The organism is Streptomyces pratensis (assembly GCF_016804005.1).
In the GTDB taxonomy this organism is placed as follows: Bacteria; Actinomycetota; Actinomycetes; order Streptomycetales; family Streptomycetaceae; genus Streptomyces; species Streptomyces pratensis_A.
This window is the reverse complement of record NZ_CP051486.1, coordinates 4,791,679-4,809,124: the sequence shown is the minus strand read 5'-3', so window position 1 is coordinate 4,809,124 and position 17,446 is coordinate 4,791,679. Positions and strand designations below refer to the sequence as shown.

Annotated in this window: 15 protein-coding genes and 1 pseudogene; 6 read left to right on the top strand and 10 right to left on the bottom strand. The window is 70.5% G+C overall.

The features are described from left to right. Window positions 1-16: 16 nt before the first annotated feature. From HED23_RS19485 to rpmG, 3 genes are read right to left on the bottom strand one after another with little or no spacing between them, the layout of a single operon-like run. Window positions 17-1,171 (bottom strand): CobW family GTP-binding protein, encoded by a 1,155-nt coding sequence (locus tag HED23_RS19485; protein WP_203184682.1) that lies wholly within the window; start codon window positions 1,169-1,171, stop codon window positions 17-19. Then, on the bottom strand, window positions 1,171-1,425 hold the full coding sequence (locus tag HED23_RS19480) for a type B 50S ribosomal protein L31 (RefSeq protein ID WP_203184681.1): 255 nt from the start codon (window positions 1,423-1,425) through the stop codon (window positions 1,171-1,173). Before HED23_RS19480 ends, HED23_RS19485 begins: the two co-directional genes overlap by 1 nt. 43 nt (window positions 1,426-1,468) lie before the next feature. After that, the gene (rpmG, locus tag HED23_RS19475; RefSeq protein ID WP_203184680.1) at window positions 1,469-1,633 is read right to left on the bottom strand and encodes a 50S ribosomal protein L33; all 165 of its coding nucleotides are present in this window, start codon (window positions 1,631-1,633) and stop codon (window positions 1,469-1,471) included. Window positions 1,634-1,703: 70 nt separating this feature from the next. On the opposite strand from rpmG, the gene rpmB reads away from it, so the two are divergent. Continuing rightward, window positions 1,704-1,940: a 50S ribosomal protein L28 gene (rpmB, locus tag HED23_RS19470; protein ID WP_203184679.1), complete on the top strand. Its 237-nt coding sequence runs from the start codon at window positions 1,704-1,706 to the stop codon at window positions 1,938-1,940. Then, window positions 1,940-2,245, top strand: a complete 306-nt coding sequence (gene rpsN / locus HED23_RS19465; protein WP_203184678.1) for a 30S ribosomal protein S14 — start codon at window positions 1,940-1,942, stop codon at window positions 2,243-2,245. The genes rpmB and rpsN overlap by 1 nt, the downstream gene beginning before the upstream one ends. A gap of 626 nt (window positions 2,246-2,871) precedes the next feature. On the opposite strand, the gene rpmF is transcribed toward rpsN, so the two are convergent. Continuing rightward, window positions 2,872-3,042, bottom strand: a complete 171-nt coding sequence (gene rpmF / locus HED23_RS19460; protein ID WP_203184677.1) for a 50S ribosomal protein L32 — start codon at window positions 3,040-3,042, stop codon at window positions 2,872-2,874. Between the two features lie 427 nt (window positions 3,043-3,469). Between rpmF and HED23_RS19455 the strand changes: the two genes are divergently transcribed. Continuing rightward, complete coding sequence (locus HED23_RS19455; protein ID WP_203184676.1) at window positions 3,470-6,859, top strand: CARDB domain-containing protein; 3,390 nt, start codon at window positions 3,470-3,472, stop codon at window positions 6,857-6,859. 270 nt (window positions 6,860-7,129) lie between these two features. Here HED23_RS19455 and HED23_RS19450 read toward each other — a convergent pair. Further along, a pseudogene (locus tag HED23_RS19450) lies at window positions 7,130-7,887 on the bottom strand (DeoR/GlpR family DNA-binding transcription regulator). Window positions 7,888-8,445: 558 nt separating this feature from the next. Between HED23_RS19450 and HED23_RS35715 the strand changes: the two are divergent. Further along, the gene (locus HED23_RS35715; protein ID WP_274383035.1) at window positions 8,446-8,577 is read left to right on the top strand and encodes a hypothetical protein; all 132 of its coding nucleotides are present in this window, start codon (window positions 8,446-8,448) and stop codon (window positions 8,575-8,577) included. 147 nt (window positions 8,578-8,724) lie between these two features. Here HED23_RS35715 and HED23_RS19445 read toward each other — a convergent pair whose 3' ends face one another. The 5 genes from HED23_RS19445 to HED23_RS19425 all read right to left on the bottom strand — a co-directional run bounded on the left by HED23_RS19445 (window position 8,725) and on the right by HED23_RS19425 (window position 14,832). Beyond that, window positions 8,725-9,336, bottom strand: coding sequence for a dihydrofolate reductase family protein (locus tag HED23_RS19445; protein ID WP_203184675.1), 612 nt, complete (start codon window positions 9,334-9,336; stop codon window positions 8,725-8,727). 172 nt (window positions 9,337-9,508) lie between these two features. Beyond that, the gene (locus HED23_RS19440) at window positions 9,509-11,485 is read right to left on the bottom strand and encodes a glycogen debranching N-terminal domain-containing protein (RefSeq protein ID WP_203184674.1); all 1,977 of its coding nucleotides are present in this window, start codon (window positions 11,483-11,485) and stop codon (window positions 9,509-9,511) included. After that, complete coding sequence (locus HED23_RS19435) at window positions 11,482-12,867, bottom strand: MGH1-like glycoside hydrolase domain-containing protein (protein WP_420803041.1); 1,386 nt, start codon at window positions 12,865-12,867, stop codon at window positions 11,482-11,484. The genes HED23_RS19440 and HED23_RS19435 overlap by 4 nt, the downstream gene beginning before the upstream one ends. Beyond that, entirely contained in the window at window positions 12,864-13,664 is an 801-nt protein-coding gene (locus tag HED23_RS19430) for a sugar phosphate isomerase/epimerase family protein (protein ID WP_203184672.1), read from the bottom strand. Before HED23_RS19430 ends, HED23_RS19435 begins: the two co-directional genes overlap by 4 nt. A 121-nt stretch (window positions 13,665-13,785) precedes the next feature. After that, window positions 13,786-14,832 carry a zinc-dependent alcohol dehydrogenase gene (locus tag HED23_RS19425; protein WP_203184671.1) on the bottom strand — a complete coding sequence of 349 codons (1,047 nt, stop codon included), beginning with the start codon at window positions 14,830-14,832 and terminating at the stop codon, window positions 13,786-13,788. Between the two features lie 136 nt (window positions 14,833-14,968). Between HED23_RS19425 and HED23_RS19420 the strand changes: the two genes are divergently transcribed. Both HED23_RS19420 and HED23_RS19415 read left to right on the top strand, forming a co-directional pair. Next, window positions 14,969-16,372, top strand: a complete 1,404-nt coding sequence (locus HED23_RS19420) for an ABC transporter substrate-binding protein (protein WP_203184670.1) — start codon at window positions 14,969-14,971, stop codon at window positions 16,370-16,372. A gap of 33 nt (window positions 16,373-16,405) precedes the next feature. Further along, window positions 16,406-17,386: a carbohydrate ABC transporter permease gene (locus tag HED23_RS19415; RefSeq protein ID WP_203184669.1), complete on the top strand. Its 981-nt coding sequence runs from the start codon at window positions 16,406-16,408 to the stop codon at window positions 17,384-17,386. Window positions 17,387-17,446: the final 60 nt, after the last annotated feature.

Genomic DNA, 17,446 nt, shown 5'->3' with positions numbered 1-17,446 from the left:
AGTCGTGGGGCGGCGGTCAGTTGATCGGGTCGAGGAGGGGGCCGAACGCGGTGGGCAGCCGCTTCCAGGCCTCGTGGCCTGCCGCGTACTCGGCTTCGGTGAGCAGGCAGGATTCCAGCAGCGCGGTGAGGCCGTCGCGGTCGAGGGCTGGGGAGACGAACACCAGGTGCTGGCAGCGGTCGCCGAGGCCGGGATGCCAGTCGAGCGCGGCGGCGGCGCGGCGGAACGGCGGCACCATGTCCCAGGCGGCGTCGGGCAGGGAGGCGAGCCAGGGGCCGGAGTTCTCGACGCAGAGCGCGCCACCAGCGGCATCCCAGGACAGCAGGGTCTCGGGCCGGTCGGCGAGCCAGAAGCGGCCGCGGCTGCGGGCGGCCGCGCAGCTCAGGTCCTCCAATGCCTCGAACAGCCGCTCCGGGTGGAACGGGCGGTGCCTGCGCCAGACCAGGGTGCTGACACCGGCTTCCTCCGCCTCCTGGGGGAGAAGGGCACACGCGGGGTGCTGTGCCGCGGCCGCCGCCTCCACGTCGAAGCCCGCCAGGGCGAGCTCCGCCAGGGCGTCCGACCCGGCGGGGACCTGTGGCGCCGTCGGGTGCAACTGTGCGACGAGCGCCCGGTCCTGGGCGTCCGCATCCTGGCTGTCGACGAGGGCGATCACGGACGCGTACTCCAACTGCCGTGCCCAGGTGTCGCCGACCGTGCGCTGATCCGTGGGTGCCGCTGCCAGACCCGCCTCCGCGAGATCGTCGCCGTTGGCCAGACAGGGCAGTGCGAGCGCGGGATCGACCGCGGTGATCACACCGGTGACGTCGGCCCATTCCCGGCAGTGCAGGTCGATGACCTCTGCCATGGCCTTCGGCTCGACGGAGTCCCAGAGGTCGACGACGGCGAGCTCGGTGCTTCCTCCGGCCGCGAGCCGTTCCAGTTCCGGGACCAGGTCTTCCCGCATGGCGCAGCACGCGCAGTCGTTCACGAGCGGCGTCTCGCCGCGCGACAGCACGCCGGAGGCGTCGCGGACCGTCCGGCCGACGGCTCCGCTGTGCGCGGCGCTCAGGTCGTGGTGCAGTGCGACACTGCGGGGCACCCTGCTGAGCAGTCCCTCCACCACCTCGCGGCGTGCGTCGGAGTGCAGCCCGCTGACGATGACCACGGGCAGTACGCGGTCCTGCTCCATCACCGGTCCTCGCGGCGGCCGTAGCGGCGTTCGAACCGCTCCACGCGTCCCGCCGTGTCCAGGACCCGCGCGGTGCCTGTGTAGAAGGGGTGACTCGCCGAGGAGATCTCGACGTCCACCACCGGGTAGGTGTTGCCGTCCTCCCATTCGACCGTGCGCTCGCTGGTCAGGGTGGAGCGGGTGAGGAACGCGTAGTCGGCCGCCTTGTCGCGGAACACGACCGGGCCGTACGCGGGGTGGATACCTGGCTTCATGGTGGGGCCCTTCACATGGGAGTGGTGCGGACGAGGCGCGGAGTCAGCGCTCTTCGCGGAAGTCGACATGGCGACGCACGCGTGGGTCGAACTTGCGCAGCACCAGACGGTCGGGGTTGTTCCGCCGGTTCTTGCGGGTGACGTAGGTGTAACCCGTTCCGGCGGTGGAGCGGAGCTTGATGATCGGGCGTACTTCGTTGCGAGCCATGACGCTACTATATGGCAATGGTTTCCATTTTCAATACGGAGGCCTGAGTCAACGAGAGGCAGGTATCTCCATGTCCGCGCACTGCCAACTGACCGGCGCACGGCCGGGATTCGGCAACAAGATCTCCCACTCGCACCGGCGCACCTCGCGTCGGTTCGACCCGAATGTCCAGCGCAAGCGCTACTGGTTGCCGAGTGAGGGCCGGAATGTGCGGCTGACGCTCAGCACCAAGGCGATCAGGACGATCGACATCATCGGCATCGAGGCCGCGGTGGCCCGCATCAGGGCGCGTGGGGTGCGGGTCTGATGGCGAAGAAGAGCAAGATCGCGCAGAACGAGAAGCGCAGGGCGACCGTCGAGCGCTACGCGGCCCGGCGTGCCGAGCTGAAGGAGATCATCCGTAGCTCGGGGGCGGGGGATCCCGCCCGCTCGGCGGCCGTCGGGGAGCTGCGGCGCCAGCCGCGTGACGCCAGCGCCACGCGGGTCCGGAACAGGGACGGTGTGGACGGACGGCCCCGGGGGTACCTGCGCAAGTTCGGGCTTTCCCGAGTCCGGGTGCGGGAGCAGGCCCACGCCGGATTCCTGCCCGGGGTGACCAAGTCGTCCTGGTGAACGGCACCCCGCAGGCCGAGGTGGGTGATGTCCGGTCGCCGGGCGCCGTCCGCCTCGGTCGCGGCTTGCCTGCCGGGGGGCGATGCCGGTGCGGCGGTCGCCGGGTTCCGCCGCGACGGACGGTGCCGGCCGCGGTTTCCTCCCCGGCTCGTTGTGGTGCGGGCGCTCCCGCAGGGCCGAAGTGATGCGCTCGGCTTGCCCTGTATTCGGCGCGCGGCGTCGCCGGTGTCGGTCCGGCGCCGGAGTGACTCGCGGTTGTGGCCGGCGCGAGGAGGTGAATGGGCCCGAGCGGCAGCGGTCTCCGGTGGATGCCGACCGCAGTGGTCGCCTCGCGTGCCGCGTGCCGCGTGCCGCGTGCCGAACCCGGTCCCGCGGCAAGGGTGTGCGGGCGGGTCAACGGCCCGGGTGTTCAGGCGGCCTTGGGGGCTCCATGTGTGCCCGGCGTCTCGGTGCGGACGGTCGGGACCGGGGTCACGGTTGCCTCGCACGCCCTCCCGGGCCGAGGGCGGCAGCGCGAAGGCGGGGCGAGGGACATGCGTGCCCCTCGCCCCGCCCGTCTCCCGTCTGCTCGGCGGGCTTGATCCGGGGGAGCGGCGCCGGAACTGAGGGCCGGGGGTGTGAAGCGTTCAGTCCTCGGGGTGCAGGAGGCCGCGCTCGTAGGCCTTCACCAATCGCTGAGGCACCTGACGGACGGTCCCGTCGATCGTGACCGGGACGAGTTGGGGTGTGGTGGCCTTCCATCGGGCGCGGCGGTGGCGGGTGTTGCTGCGGGACATCTTCCGCTTCGGGACTGCCATCAGGACCTCCTGGGCCGGTTTCGATACCGATGACCGGACGCTATATGAAAATGGTAGTCAAGTTCAAATAGCTGTCATCCCCCTCTGGGTCTCGTGCCTCCGCAACTCGGCCGGGGGTGCTGAGCTGCCTCGACTGCGTCTGTGAGGGGGTGGCGGTGTGAGGACCGTTGACAAAAGTGCAGCCTGCTAGAAACCTGTCACCTCGGCACTGCAAATTATTGACCGGATCACTCAAAATCCTATGCAATAAGCGCGAGTTCCCGGCGGGCGGCCTGCTCCCTCTCCTGCCGGCATCCCCGATCGCCCCCATCGGTGTACCGGCAGCCAGTACCCGGCCGTAGCCGACCGCTCGATGGCTCACGCGTCGCGCGGTCGGCCGTGCCGCCGTGCTCTCCCGGTCCCGTCGTCCCACGGAACAGAGGACAGCATGAGATGGAAGCAACTCGGATGGCGGTTCGTCGCCGGTGCGGTGACAGCCGCACTGATGACCGTCGGGCTGCTGCCGGTCACGGCTTCGGCGGCCGAGCGGAGCCCCGACCTGGCCCTCGGTAAGCAGGTGACGGCCGGCGGGTCGCACGGCGCCCATCCGGCGTCGAACGTCACCGACGGCAGCCAGCAGACTTACTGGGAGAGCCCGGGCACCTTCCCCCAGTGGGTGCGGATCGACCTCGGCAGCCGCTTCGACGTCGACCAGGTGGTGCTGAAACTGCCGAACACGTGGGAGCAGCGGACCCAGACACTCGGCGTCCAGGGCAGCACGGACGGCAGCAGCTACAGCGCCCTGTCGGCTGCGGCCGCCCGGGTGTTCAGCCCGTCTGCGGGCAACGCCGTCACCATCGGCTTCACCGCGAAGCAGGTGCGGTACATCCGGGTGCAGGTGACCGCGAACACCGGCTGGAACGCCGCGCAGCTCTCCCAGGTGGAGGTGTACGGAGAGGGCGACGCCGGGCCGCCGCCCGCGAACGGCTCCAACCTGGCGTCGAACAAGCCGATCGAGGCGTCGTCGTTCGCACAGACCTACGTCGCGGCCAACGCCAACGACGACAAGCCCGGTACCTACTGGGAGTCGAACGGTCACCCCTCGACGCTCACGGTGAAGCTCGGTGCCGACGCCGACGTCGAGGCCGTCGTCGTCAAGCTCTCCCCGGAACAGGTGTGGGCGACCCGCACCCAGAGCTTCCAGGTGCTCGGGCGCGCCCAAGCCGCCACCGGCTTCACGTCGTTGAAGGACCGAGCCGACCACGTGTTCGACCCTTCGGGCAACCAGAACACGGTGACCATCCCGGTGAGCGGCCGGTACGCGGACGTGCGTCTCTCGTTCTTCACCAACACCGGCGCGCCCGGTGCCCAGGTCGCCGAGATCCAGGTCGTCGGGACAGCCGCGCCCAACCCTGACCTGACCGTCTCCGAACTGACGTGGTCACCCGCTTCGCCGTCCGAGAAGGACGACGTCACCGTTGACGCAACTGTGCGCAACACAGGTTCGGCGGCAGCCTCCGCGACCGCTGTCGAGGTCAGCCTGGAGGGCGTGGTCGCGGGCAGTGCGCAGGTGAACGGCCTCGCCGCAGGAGCCTCGGTCACTGTGGCGGTCGGCGTCGGCAAGCGGCCGATGGGTACCTACGGCGTCTCGGCGGTGGTCGACCCGACCGACACGGTGGTCGAGCAGGACAACAGCAACAACAGCCGCACCGCCTCTTCGAAGCTCGTGGTCGGCCAGAGCCCCGGGCCCGACCTGGAGGTGCTCGGCATCACCTCCAGTCCGTCGAGCCCAGCCGTCGGGGCCGCGGTCACCTTCAGCGTGTCCGTCCGCAACCGTGGTACGGCTGAAGTGAGTTCCCCGACGGTCACCCGACTCCTGGTGGAGGACACCACACTGAACGGCGCGACCGGAGCGGTCCCCGCCGGAGGTACGGTCACCGTGGCGATCGGCGGGAACTGGACCGCGAAGAGCGGCGGGGCCAATCTGACCGCCACCGCGGACGCGACCGGCGTCGTCACCGAGACGAACGAGAACAACAACGTATTCTCACGCGCCCTGGTGGTCGGTCGCGGAGCGGCGGTGCCCTACACCGAGTACGAGGCGGAACAGGGCTCCTACAAGGGGACGTTGCTCAAGTCCGACCAGAAGCGCACTTTCGGTCACACCAACTTCGCCACGGAGTCGTCCGGCCGCGAATCCGTCCGGCTGAACTCCACCGGCGAGTACGTCGAGGTCACCTCGACCGTGCCGTCGAACTCGATCGTGGTACGCAACTCCGTCCCCGACGCCCCCGGAGGCGGCGGGGCGGAGGCCACCATCAGTCTGTACGCCGACAACACCTTCGTCCGGAAGCTGACTCTCTCCTCCAAGCACAGCTGGCTGTACGGCGACACCGACAGCCCGGAAGGTCTGACCAACCAGCCGCAGGCTGACGCCCGCAGGCTGTTCGACGAGTCCAACGCCCTGCTCGGCCGGACCTATCCCGCCGGGACGAAGTTCCGTCTCCAGCGCGACGCGGGTGACTCGGCCTCCTTCTACATCATCGACCTCGTCGACCTGGAGCAGGTGGCGCCCCCGGCGAGCCAGCCGGCCGGATGTACCTCGATCACGACGTACGGGGCCGTCCCGAACGACGGGATCGACGATACGGACGCCATCCAGCGGGCGGTGACGGCTGATCAGAACGGTGACATCGGCTGCGTGTGGATCCCACAGGGGCAGTGGAGGCAGGAGCAGAAGATCCTGACCGACGACCCGCTGAACCGAGGTCAGTTCAACCAGGTCGGGATCAGGGACGTCACGGTCCGGGGCGCGGGCATGTGGCACTCCCAGCTGTACACCCTGACCCAGCCCCAGGACGCGGGAGGCATCAACCACCCGCACGAGGGGAACTTCGGATTCGACATCGACGACAACACCAAGATCTCGGACCTGGCGATCTTCGGCTCGGGGACCATCCGCGGCGGGGACGGCAACGCCGAGGGCGGAGTGGGCCTGAACGGACGCTTCGGCAAGGACACCGAGATCACCAACGTGTGGCTGGAGCACGCGAACGCGGGAGTCTGGGTCGGTCGCGACCACGACAACATCCCGGACCTCTGGGGGCCCGGCGACGGAGTCGAGTTCACCGGCATGCGCATTCGGAACACCTACGCGGACGGCATCAACTTCGCCAACGGAACGCGTAATTCGACCGTGTTCAATTCGTCGTTCAGGAACACCGGTGACGACGCGCTGGCCGTGTGGTCGAGCAAGTACGTGAAGAACCCCTCGGTGGACATCGGCCATGACAACCACTTCCGCAACAACACGATCCAGCTGCCGTGGAGGGCCAACGGCATCGCGATCTACGGAGGTTACGGCAACACGATCGAGAACAACATCATCTCCGACACGATGAACTACCCCGGGATCATGCTGGCGACGGACCATGATCCGCTGCCCTTCTCCGGGAAGACGCTGATCGCCAACAACGCACTCCACCGCACGGGCGGGGCCTTCTGGGGCGAGGCCCAGGAGTTCGGTGCCATCACGCTGTTCGCGGCAGGTCAGGACATTCCCGGTGTCACGATCCGGGACACCGACATCCATGACTCGACGTACGACGGCATCCAGTTCAAGTCGGGCGGCGGCTCCGTCCCCGGGGCGCAGGTCTCGGGCGTCCGTATCCACAATTCCGTCAACGGGTCCGGGATCCTGGCCCATGGAGGTGCCCGCGGCAGTGCGACCCTGACGCACGTGACCATCACCGGCTCGGCCGACGGTGACGTCGTGATCGAACCCGGATCACAGTTCGTCATCAACGGCAGCGCAGGCAAGGCGGCGGCCCGGAATTAGACGGGGATCCGGTCCTGGAGCGGGACCTGACACACCCCGGCCTCCCGGCCCTCACGCCATCGGGCGAGGAGGCCGGGAGGCGGCGTTCCGCGGGAGCCGAGTGGGTGCGGCCGAACGCGTACGCGCGTCGACCGCCCAAGTCCGTCGTCCGTCGCGTGGACCGGAGAGTCCCCGGGGAAGATCGCATCGTGGCGCGCGTGGCGGCCTCGTCCCCGGACCGGCGCCGGGTGCGCCGCACGGGCGGGGCCCGTCAGGCCCGTGGGCCCGGCGTCACAGGAGCTCGACCAGGCTTCGGTACGGCTCCAGCCGCTCGTCCTCCGGCTTCAGGTCGGTCACCAGGATGTCGACCTCGTCCAGCGACAGGCACCTGGCCACGGTGCGGCTGCCCAGCTTCGAGGAGTCGACGGCCAGGACGGTCCGCCGGGAGACAGCCTTCAAGGCGCCCTTCACCGCTGCCTCGTCGGCGGTGAACTCGGTCGTCCCGATCGAGTCGTCCAGGTAGGTGGCGGACAGGAAGCATGTGTGCAGGGCGAACTGCTGGAGCGTCAGCTGAGCCAGCGGGCCCACCAGGCTGCCGGTGTGCGGTCCGCGGCACCACCGGTGGCGTAGGCCCTGCAGCCGGGGGTCCTGGACAGCTCGTGGAAGGTCTGGAAGCCCGTTGTCACGGCCGTCAGATCGCGGACCGGCTGCTCCTTCAGGCACCGTGCGAGGCTGTGGGTGGTCGTCGAACCGTCGAAGCCCACACCGCCCTTGTCCGGTACGAGGGTCAGGAGCTTCTCGGCGATCGCGTCCTTCGCGGCGGAGCGTCCGAGGCGATGATCGAAGGTCCACGCGTCCACGGGCACGGCACCGCCGCGGACCCGGCGTATCTCGTTCCGCTGTTCCAGCACCTGGAGATCGCGCCGGATGGTCATCGTGCTGACGCCGCAGTCGCGAGCCAGATCGTCGACACGGCGCACACCTTCACGGAGCGCTGCGATGATCGACGCTCTCCGGTGGTCCCCCTCGGCGGCCGTCTCCTCTGGCATGGTCTGTTTCTACCACAGCGAACATGGGGGCCCCGGGGGGCACCTGCGCGCGCCCGGACTCCACCGGAACCCGCTTTCCCACGGCTCGGACAGGTGCGCCCGCCAGGGGGCCGCCCCAGGGGGACGACGCGTTCCAGCCACTCGCCGGAGCGTGAGATCGATGCTCGATCCAGCAGCGACGGAACGTCCGGCAGGGGTTCGCGGGTATCCGTTCCGGGTGTCGGCCGGACGCGTCGGGGGCCGCCCTGCCCATTGCACGGCCGCCCCCGGCGCCCGCCGTCCCACACCGGGGTGTGCGGCGGTGCCGGGCCGTCGGCGCGACTACGGAACGGCCCAGGACCTCTTGGATCCCGGTCGCCGTGCACACTCGGGCCGGTGCGTCCGCCTGCTCGGCAGAGGCTGATCCGTGCGGAGGGAGCGGCGCGGCCCCGCGGACTTGCACGCGCTTTCGCGAGGCGGGAAAAATTATGGGTGAGAAGGACCGGCGCGCAGCGTGGGAGCGGGCCTGCGAGGCGGTTCAGGGCACCCGGTCCGTTCGAACGACATGAGGTGATCTCCATGGGCAGGATGGCTTCCGCGATCAAGCTGCTGCGCGGGCGCATGCTGGAAGCGGACGGCAAGGCTCTGCAGAACCCGCGACTGCGGGACGAGGGCCGCCGCCTGCAGGACAAGGGGCGCGGGGGACGGTAGCAGCCGGCTGCGCGCACTTCCGGTCCGGCCGCGGGTGCGACGCCAGGCTGGTTCTGTACCGGGACACGTGCCCGGGGCCGGGCACGACGTGGCGCCGTCGCCGGCCGACGACGACGCCAGGGCGCGATCCGTGTGCGCCGGGTGTGTCTAGGCTCCGGCCCCGTAAGAACCGTGCTCGGGCGACCCCGTCGACTCGAAGACGTGTACCGAGAGCCCCCGCGGTGTCGTCCTGTGGCTGACGAGTCGCAGGCCGGCCGGGGCACCGCCGTCCGGGAAGAGCCGTCGGCCACGGCCCACGACCACCGGGGCGATCACGAGCCGGAGTTCGTCGACCAGGCCCGCGGCCAGCAGCGACTGGGCCAGAGTGGAGCTGCCGTGGATCTGCAGGTCCCGGCCGGGCTGCCGTTTGAGCTCGGCGACCTGGGAGGCCACATCTCCGTTCAGGACGGTTGTCGGTTTCCACCCGGCCGTCTCCAGGCTGCGGGACGCGACGTACTTGGGCAGGCCGTTCATGAGAGGCGCGAAAGGGTGCTCGGTCATCTTCGGCCAGTCCCGTGCGAAGTTCTCGTAGGTGCGGCGGCCGAAGAGCAGCGCGTCGGCCTTGCCGAGCCAGGCTGCCGCCACAGCCTCGAACTCCTCGTCCATGTGCGGCACGAACCAGCCACCCTGGTCGAAGCCGTCGCTCCGGTCCTCGTCGGGGGACCCCGGGCCCTGGGACACACCGTCCAGGGTCAGGAACTCCTGTACGACAAGCCTCATCACGCATCACTCTCCTCCGCCACCGGCGCCGGCTCGAACGGCTTCGTCACCTCGGGACACGACTGTGCCCGTTCCTTTGACGCCCGGCAGGCGAAAACTCGTCGGGGGACACGTACGGGGTGCAGGTGCGGCCGGACGGGCCCGCTCGCGGGCCCGTCCTGTGCGTCCCCTCCTACGGCCCGACGCCGGGGTCCGGGAGCTGGTCCACCTCCCGCAGCGCCGTGAGAACGGCCAGAGGCGTCGCCGCCGCCCAGGCCTGCGGTGAGCAGGAGTGTGGATACGGCACCGGGCGGGGGTGCTGGGCACGGGAGTAGCCCGCCATGACCTCGGGAAGCCGGTGGCCGTGGTGCGCCGACGCCTCCAGCAGCCCCAGGGCGACCGTTCGGGCCTCGTCCGCCAGACCGCACCGCGCCAGGCCGAGCAGGATGACCGCGTTGTCGTGCGGCCAGGACGTGCCCCGGTGATACGAGAGGGGATGGTATCCGGGCTGACCGGACGCCAGCGTACGGATGGCCCAGCCCGAGAAGAAGTCCGGTTCCAGCAGACGCCGTCCCACGCGCTGTGCGTGCCGTTCGTCCAGGATGCCGGACCACAGAAGATGCCCGGCGTCCGAAGCCAGCGAGTCGACCTGCCTGCCCCGGCCGTCGAGAGCGAGGGCGGGGAAGTCGGGTCCGGGCATCCAGAAGTCCCGCAGGAACCGGACCCGCAGATCTGCGGCGGCGTCCTCGAGCCGCTCCGCGTACGGGGCGTCGTCCCACAGCGAGCGGGCCAGCCACGCGGTACGCAGCAGTGCGTCGTACGCGTACCCCTGTGCCTCCGCCACGGCTATCGGCCCCTCGGCCTGGGTGCCGTCGAGGAAGCAGATGGCGCCCTCGGAGTCCTTCCAGTTCTGGTTCACCAGACCCTGCGGGTCGGGCGAGTAGACCAGGTAGCCGCTGTCGTCCAGTCCGCCGTCACGGAACATCCAGGCCACGGCGGCCCGCGCCTGGTGTTCCAGGCGGGCGGCGAGTGTGCGGTCACCCGTGGCCTCGGTGTAGCCGTGCAGGAGCACCAGGAAGAGCGGGGTGGCGTCCACCGAACCGTAGTAACGCCCGTACGGGACCTGGCGGAAGTGGGCCAGTTCGCCGTGCCGGATCTCGTGGACGATGCGTCCCGGCTGTTCGCCCCGGCCGGTGTCGTACTCCGTCCCCTGGGTCGCCGCGAGCGCCCGCAGGGTCCCCTCCGCCAGCTCCGGCCGGTAGGGCAGCGCGAAGAGCGAGGTGAAGAGGGAGTCCCGCCCGAAGAGCGTGAGGAACCAGGGGATGCCGGCCGCCGGCACACGCACGTGTTCGCCGTCGGGGCCGGTGGCCGGAACCCGCAGCGCCGCCAGATCGCTCAGTCCGCGCGCGCAGGCCGCGGCCAGGCCCTCGGGTGCGTCCGGTGGCATGGGGAGCGGCGCGTCCACGAAGGCCGACGTGTCCGCCGCGTGTCCCGCGACGGCTTCCGCCGGTGAGCCGGTCAGGGCAGGCGCGGGAGCGCCGTGCGCGTACGCCGTGACGGTGAGCAGGAGTTCGGCCGAGCCATGGGCGGGCAGCTCCAGGTGCCAGTCGAGCCGGTGGGCCGTGCCCTGTGCGTCGACGGGCCGGACGGCTGCCGGGGCGGGGGACGAGCACACCGCCGTACGGGACAGCCACTCGCCGCGCCGGTAGGAGAAGGTGACCCCGTCCGTGTGGGTGCTCGCGGTGCGCAGGGCGTCGGCCTTCGCGTACCGGCGCTTGTCGGAGCGCAGCTCGAACTGGTCGGCGAAGTCGGCGTCCGCGGTCACGGAGAGCACGGCCGAGACCGGTGCGGGCCGGTTGTTGACCAGCCGGAGTCGCTCCGTCAGCACACCTGTGTCCACGGCCTGTTCGCGGAACACGCTGTAGGCAGCAGGTTCGTCCCGGGTCCCCGGGGGAGTGAGTACGCAGAGTCCGGCCGTCCCGCCGTCCGACGGCACCAGCACGGCCGGCGAGGCACCGTCGACGATCAGCGTCCACCGGCTCAAGTGCCGGGCGTCGCGATGGAACAGACCGTCGGGGGAGGTGCCGCGGCGGCCGCTCACACCCCCGTCGGCCCCGAGCACGGCGAAGGTGCCCGCGCGGACCAGGGTGGTGTCCGCTGTGCCGTTCACGCACGTGCTCCGATCGACGTGGGAGTGGTGCCGCCGTCCGCCGGCCGCGTCTCTGCCAGCAGGTCGAGGGTGAGGGCCGCCGTCCAGCCGAAGGCGCGGGTGCCACGGGCCCGCGCCGTGAACGGGTCCACGTACTCGGCGAAGGAGCTGGCGCCCGCGGCGTCCAGCATCGCCGCGCGCAGTGCGTCAGCCGCGCGGGCCTGCCCGTACTGGCGCAGACCCCGTTCCAGCAGCCAGTTGGTGTTGAACCAGGCCGGGCCGCGCCAGTAACGGGACGGGTCGAAGGCGTGGCCCGTGAAGTCGTACGACGGCGCCATCGGGACCTCGCCGAGGCGGAAGGCGGTGCTCCTCGCCGTGTCGAGGAGGGCATCCACGATGTGCCGGGGGAGACCGGGGACGACGAGCGGGACGAGCCCGGCGACACTGCGCTCGGGGATCAGCTCGTCACCGACCAGGTCGCGGCAGAGGAACATGCCGTCGGCGGGCGACCAGAGCCGCTTTACGAGGGCCTCGGTGAGTCGTGCCGCACGCGCCTCGTGGGGGGCGGGATCCGCCCCCGTCTCGGCGGCGATCCGGGCGAGGGCGTGCTCCGAGACGATCAGCAGCGCGTTGACGCAGGGGTCCTCGACCGCGAAGGCGTGTTCGCCCGGCACATCCGCGTATCCCTTGTCCCGGTAGTCGGCGGCGAGCCGCACATACCGCCCGTAGTCCAGATCGGTGGGGCGTTCCGAGGCCTGTCCGTGGTCGAGGTCGGCACGGCGGTACGAACCGGGGGCAGTCGGCTCGACACGCCGCAACGGGCCGTCCCAGCAAGGGCTGTTGTCCATGCCGGGCTCCCATGGATGCACCATGGCCGCCAGGCCGCCGCCGCCGAGGTCGCGGGGGCCCGTGAGGTAGTCGTGCCAGGCCACGAGCCGGTCGTACACGCGGGACAGGAAGCCGCGGCTGCGCGAGGTCTCCGGGTCCGCCAGGTGGACGAGCCAGGCGGCGAGCGCGTGCACCGGAGGCTGCACGATGCCGGAGGTCTCGGTGCCTCCCGGAGCGCCCGCCTGGGCGCCGGCCGTGGAGGAGCGCCAGAAGTCGGGACTGGGGAAGTACGCGTCGAGGGGCACGGCGGGACTGAACACGATGTGGGGCACACGGCCGTCGGCCCACTGTGCGCCCAGCAGGCTCTCCAGCTCGCGCTGGGCACGGCGCACCGACAGATGGCGCAGCCCGATCGCGATGAACGCCGAGTCCCAGCTCCACTGGTGCGGATAGAGGCCGCGCGACGGGACGGTGGAGGACCCCGTCCAGTTGGTCAGGAGCACCCGGGCCGCGCCGCGCCGGAGGGCCAGGTGGTCGGAGGCCGCGGGCAGGGGGGTTTCGAGCAGCGACGTCACGCGCCGGACCTCCGGAGGAACGCGGGGACGGAGCGCACGGCCGCGACGGGGTCGCCGGTCAGCCGGCATTCGGCGGCGAGGTAGCCCTCGTAGCCGATGCTGTGCAGGGCGCCGATCCAGGCAGGCCAGTCGAGGTGCCCGGCCCCCGGCTGGAAGCGGTTCGAGTCGCTGACCTGGGCGTGGCCGATGTAGGGGGCCGCGGCCAGGATCGAGGCCGAGGGATCGGCCTCCTCGATGTTCATGTGGTAGCTGTCGATGCCGATGCGGACGGAGTCCAGGCCCACCGCACGGATCAGGTCGACGGCCTGTTCCAGCCGGTTGACCATGTGGTCCTCGTACCGGTTGAGCGGCTCCAGGTAGAGGGTGACGCCCTCGCGGCGCGCGTGCTCGCCCAGCTCGGAGAGGCCGGCCAGCAGTACCTCGCGGTCCTGCTCCTCGGTGCGAGGCGGCTCGAACGGGGGGAGCCTGCGAGAGAACATCCCGTAGGACGCGGGGGTCTGTACCCCCAGCGCTCCGATCTCGGCCGCGACGGAGAGCTGCGACTTCATCTGCTCCAGCGCGTCACGGCGCAGGCCGTCGTCGAAGGCGGCGAAGAAGTGCAGCATGTCGACGCAGACGGTCGGCATGACCACGCCGTCGGCGAGAGCCTGCTTCAGCTCGGGCAGGCGGTCACGGAAGTGGAAGTCGCCCTTGGACCGCAGCTCCACGGCGTCGTAGCCGGCGTCCTGGGCGAAGGCCCATTTCTCCTGGAGCGTGTCGCCGGGGAGGAGCTGTTCCTGGCAGGCGGTTTTCAGCATGGGGTGCCTTTCGGCGCCGGGTAGGGCGCGCTGGGTCTGGCTGTTCATGGCGGGCGGGCAGGCGGGGCCGGTGGTCCGCCGGGCCGGGGTGGGGCCCGGCGGTCTGCCGGTGCTGCCGGGTTCAGAACTCCAGGACGACCTGGAGCGCATCGGCCGGAGTCTCGTCGAGCAGCACGTACGCGTCTGCGGCTTCCGCCACCGGGACGACATGGCTGACCAGCGACTTCACGTCGACCTGGCCTTCGGCGACCAGCGAGAGGAAGGTCTGCTGGAGCCGCTCGACGGTCCAGCGTCCCGCCAGCTGTGGCGGTACCCCGCCGATCTGGGAGCAGATCAGCTGCACCCGGTTGTGGTGGAACTCGTCGCCGAGGCGCAGACCGGCGCCGTCGCCCTGGTAGAAGCCGGACGCCACGACGCGGCCGCCGACGGTCACGGAGCGCAGCGCCTCGTGCAGGGCCGGGTACACACCGCTGATCTCGATGGCCACATCGGCCCCCGCCCCGCCGGTAGCGGCCCGGATGCTTTCGGCGACGCTGTCGGTGCGGGCGTTGAGCGTGTGCCGCGCGCCGTACTCCCGGGCCGTCGCGAGCCGGCCGTCGAGCGCGTCGACCGCGGTGACCCGAGCGCCGTTGAGCTGGGCGAGGCGGGTGGTGAGCAGGCCGATGACGCCCTGGCCGAAGACGGCCACGTCCTCGCCCAGATGGATGTCGGCGGCGAGGATCGCGTTGTACGCGATGGCGCCGACCCGGGCGAAGGCGCCGGCGAGCGGCTCGAGACCGGCCGGCAGGGTGTGGCCGGCCATGCGCTCGGCCGGGACGATGCCCTCGCTGCGGTGACCCCAGATGCCCCAGACCAGATCGCCCGTGACCGGCATGCCGGGCGTGCCGACGAGCTCGGGCGAGACCTCGGTGACCTCGCCGACCTCCGAGTAGCCCCAGCCGGCCACCGGGTACTCGATCCCGGCCGCTCCGTCGCGGAAGATCCGGGCCTCGGCGTCCCAGGTGCGCGTCAGGTAGGGGTTCGTACCCCGGTAGGCGGTGAGTTCGGTTCCTGCCGAAATGCCGGAGTAGCGGGTGCGGACCCGCAGGTGCCCGGGGGGAAGCGGAGCGCTCTCGTGCTCGGCGACTTCGACCTGACGGGGGCCGGTGAACTGGACGACGCGTTCCACGGGGAGCTCCGGTAGCGCTTGGAGGAGTGTTGCTCGCTGACTTCCGTCGAAGATATCTCAGAGTTATGTCTTGTCAACAAGCAAAAGTGATGCTGAGATGCTCCAGGAAAATGCGTAAGTGGCGTGAGGACACAGCATGGTGATGAAGACCCGACGGTCGAGGGCGACCCTGTTCGGGCTCGCCGCGACCCTGGCGGCCGGCCTGCTGGCCGGCTGCTCCGGCAGCTCAGGCACGGAACCGCCCGACAACAGGATCACGGTGTGGTCGCAGGAGAACCTGCCGCCGCGAATGGCGGCGACCAGGAAGGTCGTCAGCCGGTTCGAGAAGGAGAGCGGCATCCAGGTCGATCTCGTCGGCGTGGACGAGGCCCAGCTGCCGCAGCTGATCATGTCCGCGGCGGCGGCGGGCAAGCTCCCGGACGTGATCGGGGCGGTCCCGATGGGCCAGGTCTGGCAGATGTACGGCAACGGCCTGCTCGACACCGACGTCGCCGACCGCATCGTGAAGGACCTGCAACCGGACACGTTCAACAGCAACGCGCTCGCGCTCACGTCCGACCGTGGCACCAGGCTCGGCGTCCCCTCCGACGCCTGGCTCCAGATCCTCGTGTACCGCAAGGACCTGTTCGCGAAGGCCGGCCTCGACGCACCGGACGACTACGCGACTGCCCTGAAGGCCGCCGCGGCCCTCGACGAGGGCGGCCGGGACGGCATCTCCCTGGCCACCGACCCCTCGGACGTCTTCACCCAGCAGAGCTTCGAGGACCTCGCCCTGGCCAACGGCTGCCAGCTGGTCGACGAGGCGGGAGAGCCCGCCCTCGACTCCCCGGCGTGCCGGAACGCCTTCGCGGCGTACGACGATCTCGCCCGGAAACACGGAGCACCGGGCACCCAGAGCGTGGACACCACCCGCGCCACCTACTTCGCCGGCAAGTCGTCGATGATGGTCTGGTCCTCCTTCCTCCTGGACGAGCTGGCGGGCCTGCGCTCGGACGCGCTGCCGAGCTGCCCGGAGTGCGAGAAGGACGCGAAGTTCCTGGCACGCAACACCGGCGTCGTCACCTCCCTGAAGGGACCCGACGGCGAGGAGCCGGCCCAGTTCGGCGAGATCACGTCATGGGCCGTCACAAGGACCGCCGAGACGGACGCGTCCAGGAAGTTCATCGAGTACATGATGGGCGAGGGGTACGCCGACTGGTTCGGCATGGCCCCCGAGGGCAAGATCCCCGTCCGCACCGGCACGGCGGACACCCCGGACTCGTTCGAGCAGGCCTGGCGCGCCAGCGTCATGGGCGTCGACCGCCGCGAGTCCATGCAGAAGGCCTACCCCTCGGCACTCCTGGACCGACTCGTCACCGGAGTCGGCGGCATGAAGCGATGGGGCCTGACCCAGGGGCAGGGCACTCTCGTCGGGGCCACCAACGGCGAGCTGCCCGTCGCCAAGGCCATCGGGGCGATGACCAGCGGCCAGCTCTCGCCCGACGAGGCCGCAGAAGAGGCCAACGACGAAGTGACCGCCCTCCAGAAGTCCCTCCAGTAGCCGCACGCCGCTCCCTCACGAGGTAACCGACCCATGAGCACAACTCAGAGCGGCGCGAAGAAGCGCCGTGTCCCGCCGCAGAGTTCCAGCAGGCGCGAGAACCGCGCAGGCCTCGCCTTCGTGACCCCCACCTTCCTGGTGGTCCTGGTCGTGGTGATCCTGCCGATCCTGTGGACCGTCCTGCTCGCCTTCCAGAACGCCAAGCTGGTCGACATCCAGGAGAACGGCCTCTTCGGCCGCTGGACCCTGGACAACTTCTCCCAGGTCTTCGGCTCACCGGGCTTCTGGAGCAGTCTCGGCACCACGCTCCTCTACACCGTCGGCTCCACCGCCGGTTCGGTGGTCCTCGGCCTGATCGCCGCCCTCGCCCTGCGCCGGCCCTTCCGCGGGCGGGGTGCTCTGCGCGCCGCCATGCTCCTGCCGTACGTCGCTCCCGTGGTCGCCGTCTCCTTCGTCTGGGAGGTCGCACTCAGCCCGCAGTACGGCATCGTGAACGAATGGGGCCGCAAGCTCTTCGGCTGGGACGATCCGATCGCCTTCCTGTCCACCAGGTCCTACGAAGTCGGCCTGTTCGGGCTCCACTTCGACATCCCGCTGGCGCTGCTCACGGTCATCGCCTTCGAGACCTGGCGCTACTTCCCGTTCGCCTTCCTCTTCATGCTCGCCCGCCTCCAGGCGGTGCCGGGCGGCCTGGAGGAGGCCGCCGAGGTCGACGGCGCCACGCTGTCCCAGCGCTTCCGGCACATCCTGCTGCCGCAACTGCTGCCCGTCATCGCGCTGCTGTCCGTCCTGCGCTTCATCATGACGTTCAACAAGTTCGACGACATCTACCTGCTCACCGGCGGCGGTTCCGGCACGGACGTCGTGGCCGTCCGCGTCTACGACTTCCTCACCTCGCGCTTCGACGTCGGAGCCGCCTCGGCCCAGGCGCTCGTCCTCGCCGTCGTGCTCATGGCCCTCCTGGGCATCTACTTCAAGTTCTTCGGCAAGAAGATGCAGGAGGAATCGGCATGACCCCCACCCCGACCATGACCCGCGAACAGGCGGCGGAGCCCGGCACCCGCCCGCTGCCCC